This window comes from Anaerobacterium chartisolvens, assembly GCF_003337415.1.
Classification (GTDB): Bacteria; Bacillota; Clostridia; order Acetivibrionales; family DSM-27016; genus Anaerobacterium; species Anaerobacterium chartisolvens.
The window spans coordinates 277,812-294,850 of the sequence record NZ_QPJT01000002.1 but is presented as its reverse complement, the minus strand read 5'-3'; the positions used below and the strand labels follow the sequence as shown (position 1 = coordinate 294,850).

Below are 17,039 nucleotides of genomic sequence, written 5' to 3'. Positions count from 1 at the left end.
TGGTGGGGAGAGATGGATTCGAACCATCGAAGTCAGAGACAACAGATTTACAGTCTGCCCCCTTTGGCCACTCGGGAACCTCCCCATAATGGAGCTGGTGGACGGAATCGAACCCCCGACCTATTGATTACAAGTCAATTGCTCTACCTGCTGAGCTACACCAGCACACAAATAACTAATTTTTTAATAACTGCCTTTTGTAATCCTTAAATACATATTTCTTACAACAGCTTAAAGCTTTGGCGACCCGGAAGGGGCTCGAACCCTCGACCTCCAGCGTGACAGGCTGGCATTCTAACCAACTGAACTACCGGGCCATATTATTTGTTACTCTCTTTTTACTTTCTGATTTCTCTGGTGACCCATAGGGGATTCGAACCCCTGTTACCGCCGTGAAAGGGCGGTGTCTTAGGCCACTTGACCAATGGGCCAAAAATAAAAAATTCCAGCTAAACCGACAATCTGTGCTACCTTTTCGAACCGACAAAATATATTTTAACGGGAGTTAGTCAAAATGTCAAGCAAAACTTAAAAAATATTTTATTTTACAATAATATGCAGAATAAGAAATAAGGCAGCTCCGATTCAATCTTTACCAATTCAGGGCTGCCTGCTTCCATCTTTCTTTATGTAGACATAATAAGGACTATCACTTCATGCCCATTAATTCCCCCGTTATTTGTGCAGCAAAACCCACAAGTTCTGCACAAGGACGCTTTTTATAGTATTCCTTTGTCCTTTCCTCGGGGACAGGGCCGTCAACCTTTGTACCAAGTCCTAAAAGCTCCCTGCATATAATAGATCCATTTTCTTCTTTAAATTTTGATGCCAGAGATTGAATAAGCTTATAGTGCTCTGCCTTGGCCTGACTGTCCTCAGGATCGCAATAGCCGTACTTCATCCCTGCCGCCATAAACATTCCGCTTACCGCACCGCAGACTTCCCTCATTCTGCCCATACCTCCGCCAAAAGGAGCGGAAATTCTTAGGGCAGTGTCAAAATCAATATCAAGCTCATCGCAAAAAGCAGCCAACACTGCCTGTGAACAATTATATCCCTTCTTAAACAAATCAATCGCATGTTGCGAATACTTATCCAAAATATCACTCCTTTTTGTATTTTCTCCTTTATTAGTCGGCATTTTTACTCTTTAAGTAAACAATAATTTATAAGCTTAATATGGTTCCCATTTACTAACAGTATTTTGTCTGTATTGCCGATTCTAAATATTCGTCATTTTGTTTATATAAAATTTTATAGACATAATGCATATAAAATATATCACTTTTCTATTTCAAAAATATAATAACAGTATACCTGTTTAAACTCTGGATAAAAGAGTGGAATAAGCTACTTAAGAATTATGTTTTATTATGTGAAAAGGAGGATTTTTCATGTCTAAGTGTTATAAATATGCTGTGAAGATTGAGGCCGGACAGGTTATGAGGCCGGACGAATTTCCCCCGCCAAGTGAATTGGTCTGCATCCATGTGGCAAAAGTGCTTGATCAAGCCGCATTAAGAGACTGTGTAACAAGAATAATTACCTTAATACCAGGCACAGGTGTAATGTACCCAGTTTTTGCTTTTGAAGGAGTAACAGACTTTGATATTGCAGAAGTCAGACTGGTGTCAAGAACAGATTCATTGCTTAAACCAAGGACTAAAAATTTAAAGCTTTTTGTGAAGCTCCGATACAAAATTTTATACTCTGACGGCTTTAATAAGTTAAGTGTAATTGATGAAGCAGGTTTTAATATTACAGTGAATGAGATTTACTGTCCAAGCTGTCTAACACAAATCAGCTCTATAAAATATCCTGATGAACAAGTAAGCAGTTTTTCCAACGAGGACGGATTGTTAATCAAAGTTGAAGCAATTGCAGATGCCTTTAATGATGCAATATGTGTTATCAACGGAGCTCTTGCCCTTGATGTAGGTGTGTTTTTCGTAATAAAGTGTGAGTGTATTGTGCAATTACTTGTCCCTTCCTATGGCTACTGCCCGGTACCTCCCGAACAGTCTAATATTACTTCACAAAACTGCTCGACTTTTAACAACAAGATAAAAACTCCATTTCCAAGACAGTTTTTCCCCGTCCAAAAATTTAATCCACTCGACGTTAAATTACAGTCCAAAAATCTAAAGGAGGAATTATAAATGTATAGGAAAGATGAACGAATACAAATAAATCCTGAGGTATACAATAGAGGTGTATGCAGGCAGGAAAGGCAACGGGGCTGTGATAAGTTTTTAGATTGTTGTGGAAAATTATGCCCAACTGGGGCTACGGGTGCTACCGGCGCTACTGGTGCCACTGGCACCGGAGCTACGGGCGCTACGGGGGCTACCGGTAATGCTGGTGCTACCGGCGCTACCGGTGCCACTGGCAATGCTGGACCTACAGGAGCCAGCGGGCCAGTAACTATTATCATAATTGCTAATCAGACGGGGGCTACGGGCACCACCGGAGCTACAGGTGCCACGGGTGATGCGGGAGCTACGGGCGCCACAGGGGAAACCGGCGCGACCGGGGCCACCGGTGCTACAGGTGCTACTGGCACCGGAGCTACGGGCGCTACGGGGGCTACCGGTAATGCTGGTGCTACCGGCGCTACCGGGGCCACTGGCGATGCTGGACCTACAGGAGCCAGCGGGCCAGTAACTATTATCATAATTGCTAATCAGACGGGGGCTACGGGCACCACCGGAGCTACCGGAGCTACAGGTGCCACGGGTGATGCGGGAGCTACGGGCGCCACAGGGGAAACCGGCGCGACCGGGGCCACCGGTGCTACAGGTGCTACGGGTGATGCGGGGGCTACGGGCGCCACAGGGGAAACCGGCGCGACCGGGGCCACCGGTGCTACAGGTGCTACGGGTGATGCAGGGGCTACGGGTGCCACAGGGGAAACCGGCGCGACCGGTGCTACGGGGGCCACGGGTGATGCCGGCGCTACGGGGGCCACAGGCGAAACCGGCGCGACTGGTGCTACGGGAGCCACGGGTGATGCCGGTGCTACGGGGGCCACAGGCGAAACCGGCGCGACTGGTGCTACGGGAGCCACGGGTGATGCCGGTGCTACGGGGGCCACGGGCGAAACCGGTGCTACGGGAGCCACGGGTGATGCGGGTGCTGCGGGGGCCACGGGCGAAACCGGCGCGACTGGTGCTACGGGGGCCACGGGTGCTACGGGTGATGCGGGGGCTACCGGCGCCACAGGCGAAACTGGCGCGACTGGTGCTACGGGAGCCACGGGGGCTACGGGTGATGCTGGTGCTACGGGAGCCACAGGCGAAACTGGCGCGACTGGTGCTACGGGGGCCACGGGGGCTACGGGTGATGCTGGTGCTACGGGAGCCACAGGCGAAACTGGCGCGACTGGTGCTACGGGACTTCAGGGGTTAGCCGAATACGCTTACATTTATAATTTGGATGCTCAAGTGGTGGCGTTAGAGGCTGATATATCTTTCAGCGATAATGGTGTCATTGTGGGTGCTATTACGCATGCACCAGGTACATCAACAATTTCACTTGGAAGTGCAGGAGACTATGCGATATGGTTTAATGCCGCAGGTGTGGAGCCAAGCCAGTTTACCCTTTTTCAAAACGGTGCTCCTGTTGCAGGTGCAATTTATGGTTCTGGGGCCGGTACTCAGCCAAACCCCGGGTTCGTAATTATCACCGCTGCCGCCGGGGATGTGTTAACTCTAAGAAACCATACCAGTGCAGCTGCCGTTACGTTACAGACTCTGGCGGGCGGAACTCAGACCAACAGTAATGCTTCTATTTTAATACAGAGGATAAGTTAGCTAAACTTATAGCAATATTATCACAATTTTAATCTTTAAGAGCACCTTTTCAATACCCAATCAGTGCTCTTTTTCTTTTTAGTTTATACAGCATAAGCGTTCTTTATTTTACATCCGGGAGCTAGCTGGTTTGAACGGTACTGTCATATCCTGCCTCTTCCAAAATAATGTTATTCACGATTGAAGAATAATGAAGTAATGTAAGCATTTTAAAATTTAATTGAATGAAAGCTTTAAATCTGGTATATTACTAGATAAGGAAAGGAAGGGAGCATAATAAATGGAGAAATTAACATTTACGATGGAAAATTATCTTGAGGCCATATACGAGCTGTCATCTTCGGGCCAGGGTGTGAGAATGTCCGATATAGCAGAAAAATTGGGAGTCACAAAGGCAAGCACTAACAGCGCTATGTCAACCCTTTCTGAAAAGGGTCTCATTACCAATGAAAAGTATAAGGAAATATTTCTAACCCCTGCCGGCTTGGAGCTGGCAGAGTTTACTTCAAGAAAGCATCATGTTATACGCAAATTTTTTATAGATATCCTTAAAATAGATGCTGCTATCGCAGATGAGGATGCATGTTCAATTGAGCATGTAATAAGTATTGATTCTATTCACGCCATGCAGGAATTTTTGCAGAAGAACGAAAAATAGTTTTAGAGGAACGATGCTGCGGCGCACATTTTTTATTTTCTTCTGGAGTAAATATTGGCTACTTGTCTTTGATAAAACAGTAAGATTGCCGGAAGCAGCAAAAACACAAGCCTTCCTACGATAGTATTTGCGAAAAGGATCAATGCTCCCAGCCACCGGCTTCTTCCTACATATATGCCACGCACGGCTTTGCCGGGAACCGTTTTCAGCATAGCTCCCGGCTGGGACATAGGAGGATAATTGTCAATGTCCACCTTAAAGCCGCTTTCCATATTCTCGATGATTCTTTCAACATAAGTCACATTGTTTTCCTCAAAAAGAATGATGTCCCCGTTTTCAAACATATGCCGGCTGTCGGTTCTTTTAAAATAAGCAAGATCATTCATCATGATTGTCGGTGCCATTGTATCGGATTTAAAAACATACGGAATTATCCCTTTTATGCTAAACTCCTTACCGGGAGCGGATATATTTATAAGAATTATAAGCACATTAAAAATCAGTGCGGCGCATATTAAAAAAATCAAAAGCGCGGTAGATACCGTGTCAAAAATTTTGCTGTGACGGACGTTCTCCATGCTTTCCGCAAGCTTTAATTTTCCTGTTGCAGCATCCTCATTTGCTACTGTTGCACCCTCTGGCAGGACATAATACCTTGCGGGCAGATTATAATATTTTGCCACATTTCCCGCTCTTATAACACATATAATGCAGCAAGCCGCCATTATTGCTGCGGCGGCAGGAAAATACAGCGATCTGCCGAAATCAAATAAATTATTAATGCTTTGCATAGATACACGGTTTGATATCACATTATAATGGCCCAGAGCCGTTTTAAGCACGATTATAAGCACTGCTGAGAATAAGGAGAGATATCGGGCATTGGTAATGGTTTTTACATAAAGTGAAAAGGTCATCAGCAGTATGGTTATAAGTGTAAGATCAACAAGGCCGGATATATAGAGAGACGGCATATAGGATAATATAAAGGGGTATTTTAAAAATATAGTAAGAAATACAGTAAAGATAAAGCCCACAAGATAAATAGTAAATACGGAAAGTATAAGTGCGGAAAACTTGGAAAAAATCATAGAGGCTGGGCTGTATCCCATTTGAACCAATAAATACCATGAATTTTTTCTTATCTCTGAAAAGAAGAGGTAATCGTAATAAATAATAAAATATACCGTGTTAAATATAAATGCCAAATGGATATAAATATAAACGGTAGAAAAAAAGCTGGGCTGCATGATTTCAGGAGCTACGTCCGAAAGCACGCTTTCCTTTAAGGTCTGAAGCACAAAATAGATTGCGAAGGAAATAAGTCCCTGAAAAAGAGCAAATGCCATCTTTCTATTAGTTCCTGTTCTATTTTCGGTATATGCCTGCCGAAGTTCCTTTTTGAAATAGCTATTTCTGTAAATCATACTGCAGCACAAGCTCCTCATATGCATTTTGTACAGTTTTAGAATTAGTCTCAATGTATTCGGGCACAAATCCCGTCTCAAGAATCTTTTTATAAATATACCCTGTCTTTTTGTTCTTTTCAGTCAGGCTTTCAATTAAAAGCCTTCCGTCTTTTATAGACAGCTTATGTCCCGGAAGCAAAACTGCCAGTTTTTCCATAATACCCCGCAGATTTTTGTCCCTGACTATAACCGCAACCTTGTCAAAATTCAGCCTCAGATTTTTGACAGTACCATTATATATTAATTTGCCTCCGGCTATAAATGTCGTATGGCTGCATGACCTTTCAATCATTAAGGAGCTGCAGGTTCCCATTATAAGAGTTTTGCCGGTTTTTCTAATAAATTTTGATATTTTTGCTATAGAATTAACAAGCTCTTCATGGAACTCGTATTCAGGAAGATTAAATATTATCATAGCACTGTCAGAGTAAGAAGCAGCAATCAATATAACTACGGCTTTTTCCTCTTTTGTAAGCATACTGTTGGCGGTAAGGGAAATTTTTCCAAGGCCCATGTCTATAATAAATTCAAAAATCTGCTCCTGAAGCTCAAGCTTATTATCGTTCAATTTGCCTGCTGCAAGCATAAGAAACTCTAATACATTCATATTGTCATAAATCATTTCCGAGCCTCCTATATAAAATACATGACTTAGTATAATTCTCTTATGCATGGGCATTCCTCTCTCTATTAAAACGCACCTTCCTGATGAATAGGATCTTATATTAGCCATAATTTCCAGCATAAGCTTAATCTCAAAAGCAGATCCTCCGGTTATCCCCCATATCTCAGACCTTTTGATAATTATGCTGATATCCTCAAGCACTCTCCGTGGCACTTCACCCTCTTGCAAAAAATGCTCTACGGAGGAGATATTCTGCATAAGCACTATCTTTTCAACGGAAATCCCGCCGTCTCTCTGTTCATATCCCTTATACATACTGATATCTCCTATAATAATATCTTCAGGTTAAAGGTATTTTAGCCACAAATATTGCTATAACTCTGTCAGGTGTTAGAAGCTCGGTATCCTCGGAATTTTGAGGATTATCACCTTTAGTGCGGTAAGCTGCACCGCCCCCCTCTTCAGCCATAACCTCAACTATCCTGTGTGTAACAATTGCTCCCGATAATGTTTTAAAGGTTACAATATCATTTTCCTTAAGGCTTTGGGGTTCTTTAGGTATTCGGCATAAAATAATTGTTCCTATATCAAAAGTAGGCTCCATGCTGCCCGATTCTACGACATAGAGCTGAAATATTCCCAAAAAGCTGGGGATTTGCCCCTTGCTTTTAGCTGCATTTATAGATACAATGGCACTGATAAGCAAAATAACGGCAGACAGGAAAACAGTCCAGCCTGCGGCCCGAGCAGCGAGTCTTCTTTTTGAAAAGCCCTTTTCACCTGTAGTATTGTCATGCTCTCTCTGCATTTTTTGTTTTTCCCGTAGGATTTCCATGCGCATTTCTTCAATCTCTTGCTCTGTGGTATATTTCGCCTGCGGCATTATATTGTCCTCCTAAAACTAAAACCTGACTATAGTATGCCCCAATGCATAAAAAAAGCTATCCTGCATAATAAAATGCGGACAGCCTTTTTATATTTATATTATATAATCAACAGCTATACCTGTGTACCTGTTACAGACACCTTGACAGCGGTTCCATAACCCGCTCCTGCATAATTTATATCAACGTCATTGTTGCTGGGCCATTTAACAGAAACAGTATAAATCTTTTCCTGTCCATCAGGAGACAGGTTGAAATTGTCTGCAAACTCAATCCTTCCGTTTTCGGTAACAGTACCTAATGTATTCCCTTGGGAATCCTTTACTGTAATCACGAGAGGTGCTATTGCACTTTTGCCGTTCTCAGCGGCAACATTAACATCAAAATCCAGCTTCATAGCAGTTTCGCTTACTATTGATCCGTCATAGTTCTTTACACTAAACTGCCAATTAACCGTCTCATCAGGGGCAATTTTTACATTTTTATTAAAGGTATCTGTTCCCCCTTCCATCATAATAAACTCTTTAGCAACCACACTTCCCTCAGCCAAATCGTCAATGGTAGTAGTATACATAGCCAGCGTTCCTGCAATTATTGACGTAGACACAACCAAAATAAGAGCAATAAGAATTAACGGTTTTTTCATTTGATTTTCCCCCTAAATTTAATTAGTTTATATTTTAACTACATTGTCAATCTCATTTGTCACTCCTGCCCCTGTGAAGCAGAACCTGCCTCATCCTCCATACCGGCATCCTCCTTCAAATCAACATTACTGCCGTGATTATCTTCAATAAACAGCTCAGTCAAATCGGGTTCATCCGGTATATTCTCTATTTCAGAATCCATGCCCGGGGAGGCGTTTTCTTGCTGTTCCTCATCCATTTGATACTGCCGTATTATTTTATCCCGGTCGGGATAAATATCAGCGCCAAAGGTTGATACGCTTATATAGCTTGAAAGGGTGCCCATTGTCAGTGAAGCAAATACTGCACATATAAGGGCCAGTACAATCAATATCTTAATCTTCATGTCCTTCCCCTTTCATAGCAAATTAATTCAAAGAAGACTTACCGAATTCACAGGTCAAGTCAATATCACCTATATCACTTACATTGCTGCCTCCTACAATTATATTGCCAATTGCGTGTGTTCCCATACCATAGGCAGGGCCTCTAAACGATACGCTCTGTCCCGGCAGTATATTATCAGTCGACTGATTGTTATAGCCCGGATTTTCAAATTTGTACATGCCTTCAGGTAAGCCTGCTACCATTTTAGCATTGCTCCAAGCCTGTGTAATCCTGTCGGTAGAAAGCGAAAATGCAACACTCCAATCTTTAATTGCCTCATCAGAATTATTAGTAATCGTCACCTTATACTCAAACTGATAAATACCGCTTTGCCCGTTCTGCCATGGAGTCAATGTTTCATAGCGAATGCTTACATCCTTTTGCTCAGGCGGATTTTCATGTCCCTCGCTCAAAGGAAGCTGTGAAGCAATTGCATCCACCTTTACCGCAGTACCGTAATTATTGCCTGCATAGTCGATATCTACGGGCCCTCCGTCCGGCCAGTATATCTCAACCTCATATTCATTCTCCTGACCTACTTCCGAAAGAGGGAACGAGCCGAGGACATCAAAGGTTCCCGTACCGGTAACACTTTTTAATACGTTTCCCTGAGAATCCTTAACCGCAACAGTCAATGGCTGTATTGCAGCTTTGCCTTGTACCGCAAGGACATTAAAAGTAAGCTTATAGTACAAATCTGTTTCAGTTATTACATAATTTTGATAATTTTTTACTTTAAATTGCCACCGCACAATTTCTGTGGGAGCTATTTTTATTCCATGCTGAAAAGAGTCAGTGCCGTCGCCCACAAAAACAAACTCCTTAGCCACAACACTTCCTTCTCCCAAATTGTCGATTGAAGCAGTATACATCGCCAGAGTCCCTGCAACAATAGAGCTCACCATTGTCAATACCAGTAATAATACAAAAATAGTTTTTTTCATAATCCACCTGCGATGTCCTTCAAGGGGACATTTCTCAATTAAGTTAACTTTACCTTGTCCACGTCATGATAACACGACGTAATGACTGCGTCAAGGGGACATTTCTCAACAAATAAGCAAAAATTTTTCAATTTTTCAAAAATAATTTACTTAAAACCCCTTTACCAAACTCATGTTCTATGTTAAAATATAGGAAATAGTATGTTAGAAAATATTACATTAAGGAGTCAAATATGCCTAGAAAATCCCGTGAAAAGCACCCCCATGCCATTTTTCATATAATGTCCCGCAGTGAGTCCGAATTCCTCCTCTTCAGAGATGACGACGACAAGGATTATTACCTAGGACTGCTTAAGAGGTATACCGACAAGTATAAGTGCGGCATTTACGCATACTGCCTGATGGACAACCATCTGCACCTTCACTTGGACCCCAAGGGCTTTGATGTGTCAAAATTCATGCACTGCTTAAATACTGCCTATGTGAGGTACTACAATCACAAGTACAAAAGGCACGGACACGTGTTTCAAGGCAGGTTTGAGAGCAGGATACTGGACACCGACGAATACAACCTGGCTGTTTCGGCGTATATCCACAACAACCCCCATGATATAGAGGGCTATTCAGGCAGAGAAGAGGCGTACAAGTATTCCTCCTACGGCATATACTTAGGCATACGGAGAGATCTGCTCGGACTAATTGATAAGAGCTTCATTATGAAGCTTTTCAATATAGAGAATCATGAACAGTTTGCAGAAAAATACTTTAGCATTGTGAGTCACCAAAGGGATGTGGGCAGCTTCAAAAAGCTGAAGAAGAGCCTTTCCACTGCAATACAGTATGAGTATGTAAGCGGAAGAGATATTATTGCACGAGACCTTCCGGTAACAAAGGTCATTTCTTTTATATCCACCAGTCTTATGCTTCCTAAATGGGCTGGACTGGCTCCCAGCGGCAAAAGGAAGCTGCAGGAATTCAGGGCATTCAGTGCCTATGTCTTACGGGTGCTATGCGGGCTGGGCTACAGGCAAATCTGCAGCAGTATGCACAACATAACCATATCCGGTTGTTCACGCATGTTTACAAGGGGCTATGAGCTGCTCAGCTCGGGCAATCCTATGTACCAAAGCGTGTTTGATGAGCTGGCAGGCTTAAGCGTATAGCCACCTTGCCTATAAAAAATATCTGTCAAAACACATATAACTCTCCCACAGCCATACAACCACTTCATTAACACTGTAGTGAGTCTTATTAACGTTAAGGCTTTATATTCTTTTTGCAGTTATCTTAAAAAACAATTCAGCTAAAACTTTCAAAAGCTTATCCTTAATACTTAATTTTACTAAAAAGGTAGCCAAGAATGGTTAGGCTCAATACTGTACCCATGATATTTAGACTCTTTTGATCTCTTTTTCGAGAAATGTCCCTCACTCAAATATTGCGTAATAATAGCTGAAACCTCCTCTGCCGAAAACGGATCGGTAAAAAGCTCATAGTGGCAGCATCTATATAGGCCTTCCCTCTCATGCATCAGTCGCAGCATGTTTCCCAGCTTGTCTCCTTCATCCAGCAAAGGCCTGCTATCGCAGCTTTGGCTTTCTGCGTATCCTGAAATATTGCTCATTATTTTCCACGGCGATGCCTTTAAACGTACCAGAAGGCCATTTATCTTCAGTTTCTCTATATTTTCAGGGTTAAGGACTGCCCCTCCCCCTGTAGCTATAACCACACCCTTTCTTTCAGAGAGCTCTGCTAATACACCCTTCTCCATCTCTCTGAAATATTTCTCACCATATATTTTGAAGATATCCTTTATCTTCATTGCACATCTTTCCATTATAATATCGTCACAGTCAAAGAAACCTCGCCCAAGCTTCTTTGAAAGCAAATTTCCTACAGTTGTTTTTCCAACTCCCATAAAATCTATTAAAACTATGTTCTTTCCAAGCAGGTTGTCCATCATATCCATACCTCCCTCCTTATCGGTTTTTTAATGACTACAGACCCGTGAAGCATATCATAGTATTTGAGGCATAAGCTGTCTGGAGCAGTCTCTCAAGTCAAGCACCTTTATAACCGACTTCGCCTCCCTTACCTTTCTGATATCGGTTATAGATCCGAGAGGAAGCAGCTCTGCAATGCATTTCAGACTTGTAAGACTAGTAATTTCACGAGTAAGCCCGGTAATATCATAGTCGTTTTTAGCTATCGGATATTCCTCCAGCCTTATATTTATTACGTCGCTGCAAACCTCTATTGTGTAATTCATAAATAGCCCATACCTGTAGATTATATCTTCAAAATCAAGGTTTCCCCATGTTTTCCCATTCAACTCCATTGACAGTTCGTACCTCCCGTGAGGCATAATGGATTTTTTAAAACCATGTTCGCAATTAGAAGCTTTTACCGTCACCACATCGTCCAGCATATATCTGACCATAGGTGTTGATTTTCTTATAAGCCCAGTAAAGCAAAGCCTTCCGGTGCCGTATTCACCAATACGGTTCATCTGTCCGTCAAAAAGCTCGATATAGTGCATCTCTTTCAGCAAGTGCATTTCACCGCAGGGACACGGTATGGAAACCAAGCCGTCTACCGATGCATAAGTATTTACATGAGTTATATTGAAATAGCGCTCGATCTGCTGTTTTCGGGAAAACGCGCAGGGTTCTGCCGTAGAAAGAAGAAACTTCAGATTCCGTATGACATCATCATGCTTTGATGGCAAGTCAACTCTGATAATTTCCATCCACGACATAAAATCAAGAGGGGTGGCAGAGATAGTAAAAGGCTTCAATTTGGCAATGGTTTCTGCTGTTCTTTGGGGCGTAGCAATTGTAGATCTTGTCCCCAACTGTGCAACCAGAGCCCCATGCTTCTGCATAAGAGCTCCAAACGATGTTCCTGCTATGGTAAATCCAAAGGTAAGACCGTTTACAGCAGTTCTGTTGTTACCCATTTCCTTTTTAATTTCCTTCATATAGGGAGTGAGCCTGGTTACACCGAGAAGTCCTTTGAAGTCATTCCTTGTCAGAAATGAGGGCGTAGGAGCCCCACTGCTTCCTGATGTCTCGGCATAAATATAAGCTTGGTCTTTAAACTGCCGGCTCAACAGGTCATAAGGGCTTACTCCCACAAGATCATATTTTGTCATAACCGGCAGTGTGTCAAATGACCTCCCGTCCCATTCCTTATAAAACTTCTTATAGAATAGGGTATTTTTCAAGGCATATCTCGCCATCTCCACAGGCTTTAATGACTTTATTCTCATAATCTTCAATATCAGTGAATCACTCAACATTTTTAAACCCTCCCTGCATACTCTTCCTTGCTTGTTTCTTTAGGCGCTTGTCCTTTATGGATTTTCCAAGAGATTTCAAAATGTCTTGCTTTGCATATCCGTGTACATTTACCGCATCTTATACAGCTTGTCACATCATTAAAACCTGCCTTTGCAAGATCTGCATCCATGGCGCAAATTTTGCTGCAAACTCCACAGTTCGTGCATTTTGAGTTGTCGTGAAGCACTCTCACAGGTGAAACATAGTTCCCAAGCCCTAACCAGGCTCCCAGTGGGCAAACATATCTGCAAAACCACCTTCCGCCTATAAGAATAGCTCCGGCAACAAGTGCAAGCAGTGAAATAAGCTGGAATACAAGCAGCGGTTTTATACCTTCAGCACCTAAGAATTCAGCCTTAAGTCCCGGCATCCCGGTTGTAAGGTAATAGGGAAATCTTCCATATATGTTTCCGCTCTGACAAAGAAAGGAACAAAAAAACGGCATTTTAAATATTATAACGAGAGGAATTGAAATAAACAGAATATATTTCAAATACTTAAATATCTTAGGAACCCTTATTTTCTTGAGGGATATCCTGTCAAACAGATCCGCAATAAACCCAAACGGACACAGCCAGCCGCAAATTGCTCTTCCTGCGGCGGCACCCGCCAAAAGCATTATACCTATAACCAGCAGCAACCCGTCCCCCTTAATCAGGCACCATTGAAGCATTCCTATAGGACATGCTCCTGTAGCCATCTCACATGCCTGACAGTTCAAAAACGGAAACACACACAATTGGCTCCTCTTCACCGGGTAGAGGCCTGAAACTCTAAGCACACCAATCCTTGCCGTTGCAAAAGCCGTCCACTGCAAAAACTTTCTTAAAATGAATTCTCTTCTGAGTTTAATGAGAGATAAGAATAACGTAAGTACAAAAAGTGCTGAAATAACGGCTAACGGCTTGTAATGCATAGTTCCATATACAATCTCCGACGCATAATCCTCTACTCCCGGCTCCAGCTTCATGATCCAGCTTTGTGTACCGGGAACATCAAAGTTGCCATATGTATTAGTTTCGTACACAAACTCCATTTCATTCCTTATAACGCCTGAAATAATAAGCATCAATGAAGCAGCAATAAGTATGACATACAGCTTTTTCATATCCCCCCCTTGCTGCCGCCAGAGGCCTTTGAGGGACTTATATACCCCGATATCATCATCTGATCGGCAAGCACAAGTGATGCGAGCGCCTCAGCCAGCGGGCCTACTCTTGGCGCAAAGTTTATATCAAACCGTCCATTAAGTTTTATTTCTTCCTGCTGCTCCTTCATCCAGTCAACCGATTTCTGTGGAAGTTGGATTGAAGGCGTGGGCTTTACCGCCAGCCTGAAATATAAATCAGTTCCCGTGCTTATTCCGCCAAGTGTCCCTCCGCAATTATTGCTCTCAAGCTTTATTCCGCTGCCGTCCGTTAAATAGCCGTCGTTGTGCTCCAATCCTGTCATTCTTGCAGCTTCAAACCCCATTCCGCATTCAACTCCTTTAACTCCTCCTATTGAGCTTAATGCATACATTATGAGTGAATTCAGCTTGCCAAAAACAGGCGTACCCACTCCTGCAGGAACCCCCATTATCTTAAGTGAAACTATTCCTCCTGTAGAATCACCGTTCCCCCCAATTTCCATGCATTTCTTCCTTGCCTCATCCAGGTCTTTCCCATTCCGGCACCTGATGCCGGCAAGCTCTTCGAGCTTGCTCTCAAATCCGATTCCCACACCCGAAAGCAGCTTTTTGGAAAAGACTCCTGCCGCAAGAAAAGATATGCTAACCCTCCCCGAAGCTCTTCCTCCTGTGCTGTTGTATACACCATATCTTTTATGGTATGTATGTTCGGCATGTCCAGGCCTGTAACAGTGTTTAATGCCATCATAGTCACTGCTCCTCTGCTGCCTGTTCGGAATCTCAATGCATATCGGCGTACCTACGGTAATGCCGTTATAAACCCCTGATAGTATCCTGAAATCGTTAGGCTCCCTCCTTGGAATACCTAATGCAATATCCGGGATATCCCTTTCCAGTTCTTTTTCAATGTCCGTGTGCTGGATTTCAAGACCTGCAGGGCACCCATCTAGTACAGCTCCAATAGAAACTCCATGAGACTCACCCCATGTTGTACATCTTAAAAGCGTCCCGATTGTATTCATAGCAACTCCCTCACAAACAGGCTTATGTAGTATTTAGAGAATCAATAAAAATAGAATTAATCTGGTATGATTGTTACAAAAATAGACTTTGAATTTAAAATTCTCCTTCATCCCTTGAAGTGTCAATTAAGATATAACCAAGACTAATTTTCATATATTCATCTATAATAAACCATATATGTTAATACTATCAGATTATATTATCTTATTACAGGCAATATCAGTCAATAGTCAGTTAGTAGGCTTCGCCTAGGTCTTCAGTCCGTTCGTCAGGGGCGTCCGTCAGGGGGACATTCCTCAAAATTTTTATTAAACTTATGTTTTACTTTAAAATATGGAAAATAGCGTGTTACGGCATACATGCCTAAATGATTGTATTAGAATTGCGACTCTGAATTGTGACGTTGCCACTTAAGTGTTCTTTGAGAAATGTCCCCCTCAAATTGGCAGGACAGTAATTAAATATCCCCCCAGCACAAGGCTGGCAATGTTTGCTATCAGCACACACAAAACTCGACGAAGTCTTCCATGCTCCTTTATTAAAATAAGCGCACCTGTAATTTCGGCTAAAAACACCCAAATTTCCATGAAAATAAGGTTTAAAATCAGATAGCTGGCAAAAGGAGAAAAACCGTTTAAGGCTATGTTTAAAATGCCCTGTGTAAGTAAATTCATCAGCAGAAAGGTAATCCAGCTCTTTTTGTCGCGAAACCCAAACAGCAAGAAAATCAATCCCTCAATCGCCAAGGTTAAAAGCACTCGCAGAGCCACCAAAAGAATTGATCTGGACAACAACTTCCCAGCCTGTATGCTTTGTTTGGAAAAGTCCAGTGTAACAATACTGTTGTAGCCATTCAGGTATTGCTCCCCCACGGCTTGGTCGTAGACCATTCCGTTCCCCGAAACCCTGAGAATAACTTGGCTGTTGTTTCCAAGATCCCTTTTGTAAAAGGCGTAATATGTTTCCCAGACAGTGTCGCTTTTTTTCCCTTCCTTTACCGAGTCCTCCGAAATAATAGAAATGGAAATGTCTTCAGGAGCATTTTTTACAATTACAATTAAAGCGGGCGGCTCAGCAGAGTTCGCATATGCCGTTGCCGGTGAGATACAAAAAATCGCAAGCAATATTATAAATAGCGTATATATTTTTCGTTTCAAACTGCATACCTCCTCTACCCGAACCGCATCAACTGCTCTTTACTAAACTGCCATTCCGGGGTACTTAATGTTTCACCGAAATTCACAGGATACCACGGGTCTAATCCCTCATCTTGAAGGTTTTTAAGTATATGTATGTCCTGAGCAGGCATGTAGCTTTGAGCAATCATGAATATTTTTTCACCCGTTACATCATTTTTTGCCATATCAAGGATAATTACTGTATGCCCAGGATTATCCCCCTTTATAAATACGTCTCCGATTCTCATATCATCTAAAGAGACCTTCTTCATTTCTTGAGAAAGCGAAAGCGTCCCCGCATAAGCAAAAACCATATTCAGGTATTCCCTGAAGCTGCCATACTCGCTGGAGTATCCTGTCTTCTCCGTCCAATAGGCTTTATTCCCTTCAACTTTAATCCTGTTGCCGTTCATCCACTTGATATAATCGGCGTTAAAGCCATTGGTAAAGTTAAAATGTATTTTGTCGTACAGTTTCCGATGATATAAATATTCTGCCCTTAGTCTGATTACGGCATCAGCACATTGCTGCAAGTCCCTCTCTCCTACATCAATGTCCACTACAGCCGCATGAACAGCATTATTTTTCACTCTTCCGTCATACAGACGTACTTCCGAACCATCGGGCTTTAATGGCAGACTTCTCAAATATTGGGCATACGAGTCCTCCTCCACTGCCACCCTTTCAAACCCATAAGGAGCTTTAATTCTTTCCTGAACCGTTTTCCCATCCGTATTAATTAAGCTTTCCTTTTCCTTCTTTTCATCCTTCTCATCTGATTTTACAGACACCTTATTCTGTATGTTGGTATTTTTTTGTTCATAATTAACACTTGTGCAACCCGTAAGGAAAAGAAAAAGCAATAGAATTAAAATTAAAATCCTTGTCATTTGTCGCTTGCCT

The 17,039-nt window shown here is 42.4% G+C and carries 17 protein-coding genes and 4 tRNA genes; 4 read left to right on the top strand and 17 right to left on the bottom strand.

Annotated elements, in window-relative coordinates; translation table 11 throughout:
- The 5 genes from DFR58_RS02920 to DFR58_RS02900 all read right to left on the bottom strand — a co-directional run bounded on the left by DFR58_RS02920 (window position 1) and on the right by DFR58_RS02900 (window position 1,099).
- A tRNA-Tyr gene (locus tag DFR58_RS02920) sits at window positions 1-85 on the bottom strand.
- A 4-nt stretch (window positions 86-89) separates the two neighbouring features.
- Window positions 90-165: transfer RNA gene (locus DFR58_RS02915), tRNA-Thr, on the bottom strand.
- 75 nt (window positions 166-240) lie between these two features.
- Window positions 241-317: transfer RNA gene (locus tag DFR58_RS02910), tRNA-Asp, on the bottom strand.
- 38 nt (window positions 318-355) lie between these two features.
- Window positions 356-431, bottom strand: a tRNA-Glu gene (locus DFR58_RS02905).
- A gap of 218 nt (window positions 432-649) precedes the next feature.
- On the bottom strand, window positions 650-1,099 hold the full coding sequence (locus DFR58_RS02900) for a C-GCAxxG-C-C family protein (protein WP_170138003.1): 450 nt from the start codon (window positions 1,097-1,099) through the stop codon (window positions 650-652).
- A gap of 295 nt (window positions 1,100-1,394) precedes the next feature.
- On the opposite strand from DFR58_RS02900, the gene DFR58_RS02895 reads away from it, so the two are divergent.
- The 3 genes from DFR58_RS02895 (at window position 1,395) to DFR58_RS02885 (ending at window position 4,470) form a co-directional block, all read left to right on the top strand.
- Entirely contained in the window at window positions 1,395-2,159 is a 765-nt protein-coding gene (locus DFR58_RS02895) for a hypothetical protein (protein ID WP_114296301.1), read from the top strand.
- Window positions 2,160-3,812: a hypothetical protein gene (locus tag DFR58_RS02890; protein ID WP_207659099.1), complete on the top strand. Its 1,653-nt coding sequence runs from the start codon at window positions 2,160-2,162 to the stop codon at window positions 3,810-3,812. It begins immediately after the preceding gene.
- 280 nt (window positions 3,813-4,092) lie between these two features.
- Window positions 4,093-4,470, top strand: coding sequence for a metal-dependent transcriptional regulator (locus tag DFR58_RS02885; RefSeq protein ID WP_114296300.1), 378 nt, complete (start codon window positions 4,093-4,095; stop codon window positions 4,468-4,470).
- 32 nt (window positions 4,471-4,502) lie between these two features.
- On the opposite strand, the gene DFR58_RS02880 is transcribed toward DFR58_RS02885, so the two are convergent.
- From DFR58_RS02880 to DFR58_RS02855, 6 genes are all read right to left on the bottom strand, one after another.
- Window positions 4,503-5,897: a S26 family signal peptidase gene (locus tag DFR58_RS02880; protein WP_114296299.1), complete on the bottom strand. Its 1,395-nt coding sequence runs from the start codon at window positions 5,895-5,897 to the stop codon at window positions 4,503-4,505.
- Entirely contained in the window at window positions 5,881-6,879 is a 999-nt protein-coding gene (locus tag DFR58_RS02875; protein ID WP_114296298.1) for a hypothetical protein, read from the bottom strand. The genes DFR58_RS02880 and DFR58_RS02875 overlap by 17 nt, the downstream gene beginning before the upstream one ends.
- Before the next feature lie 25 nt (window positions 6,880-6,904).
- The gene (locus DFR58_RS02870) at window positions 6,905-7,447 is read right to left on the bottom strand and encodes a signal peptidase I (protein ID WP_114296297.1); all 543 of its coding nucleotides are present in this window, start codon (window positions 7,445-7,447) and stop codon (window positions 6,905-6,907) included.
- Window positions 7,448-7,563: 116 nt separating this feature from the next.
- On the bottom strand, window positions 7,564-8,094 hold the full coding sequence (locus tag DFR58_RS02865) for a hypothetical protein (RefSeq protein ID WP_114296296.1): 531 nt from the start codon (window positions 8,092-8,094) through the stop codon (window positions 7,564-7,566).
- 59 nt (window positions 8,095-8,153) lie between these two features.
- Entirely contained in the window at window positions 8,154-8,480 is a 327-nt protein-coding gene (locus tag DFR58_RS02860; RefSeq protein WP_114296295.1) for a hypothetical protein, read from the bottom strand.
- A gap of 22 nt (window positions 8,481-8,502) precedes the next feature.
- The gene (locus DFR58_RS02855; protein ID WP_114296294.1) at window positions 8,503-9,465 is read right to left on the bottom strand and encodes a cellulose binding domain-containing protein; all 963 of its coding nucleotides are present in this window, start codon (window positions 9,463-9,465) and stop codon (window positions 8,503-8,505) included.
- Window positions 9,466-9,698: 233 nt separating this feature from the next.
- On the opposite strand from DFR58_RS02855, the gene DFR58_RS02850 reads away from it, so the two are divergent.
- Window positions 9,699-10,628 carry a transposase gene (locus DFR58_RS02850; RefSeq protein ID WP_114296293.1) on the top strand — a complete coding sequence of 310 codons (930 nt, stop codon included), beginning with the start codon at window positions 9,699-9,701 and terminating at the stop codon, window positions 10,626-10,628.
- 179 nt (window positions 10,629-10,807) lie between these two features.
- Here the strand turns inward: DFR58_RS02850 and DFR58_RS02845 are convergent, their stop codons facing one another.
- The 6 genes from DFR58_RS02845 to DFR58_RS02820 form a co-directional block, all read right to left on the bottom strand.
- Window positions 10,808-11,434 (bottom strand): shikimate kinase, encoded by a 627-nt coding sequence (locus tag DFR58_RS02845; RefSeq protein WP_114296292.1) that lies wholly within the window; start codon window positions 11,432-11,434, stop codon window positions 10,808-10,810.
- A gap of 48 nt (window positions 11,435-11,482) precedes the next feature.
- Window positions 11,483-12,766 carry a phenylacetate--CoA ligase family protein gene (locus DFR58_RS02840; RefSeq protein WP_114296291.1) on the bottom strand — a complete coding sequence of 428 codons (1,284 nt, stop codon included), beginning with the start codon at window positions 12,764-12,766 and terminating at the stop codon, window positions 11,483-11,485.
- 2 nt (window positions 12,767-12,768) lie between these two features.
- Window positions 12,769-13,914: a 4Fe-4S binding protein gene (locus DFR58_RS02835; RefSeq protein ID WP_242987364.1), complete on the bottom strand. Its 1,146-nt coding sequence runs from the start codon at window positions 13,912-13,914 to the stop codon at window positions 12,769-12,771.
- The gene (aroC, locus tag DFR58_RS02830) at window positions 13,911-14,957 is read right to left on the bottom strand and encodes a chorismate synthase (protein ID WP_114296290.1); all 1,047 of its coding nucleotides are present in this window, start codon (window positions 14,955-14,957) and stop codon (window positions 13,911-13,913) included. The genes DFR58_RS02835 and aroC overlap by 4 nt, the downstream gene beginning before the upstream one ends.
- Window positions 14,958-15,395: 438 nt before the next feature.
- Complete coding sequence (locus tag DFR58_RS02825) at window positions 15,396-16,115, bottom strand: hypothetical protein (protein WP_114296289.1); 720 nt, start codon at window positions 16,113-16,115, stop codon at window positions 15,396-15,398.
- A 14-nt stretch (window positions 16,116-16,129) separates the two neighbouring features.
- Window positions 16,130-17,026 (bottom strand): DUF4846 domain-containing protein, encoded by an 897-nt coding sequence (locus DFR58_RS02820; protein ID WP_114296288.1) that lies wholly within the window; start codon window positions 17,024-17,026, stop codon window positions 16,130-16,132.
- Window positions 17,027-17,039 lie beyond the last annotated feature (13 nt).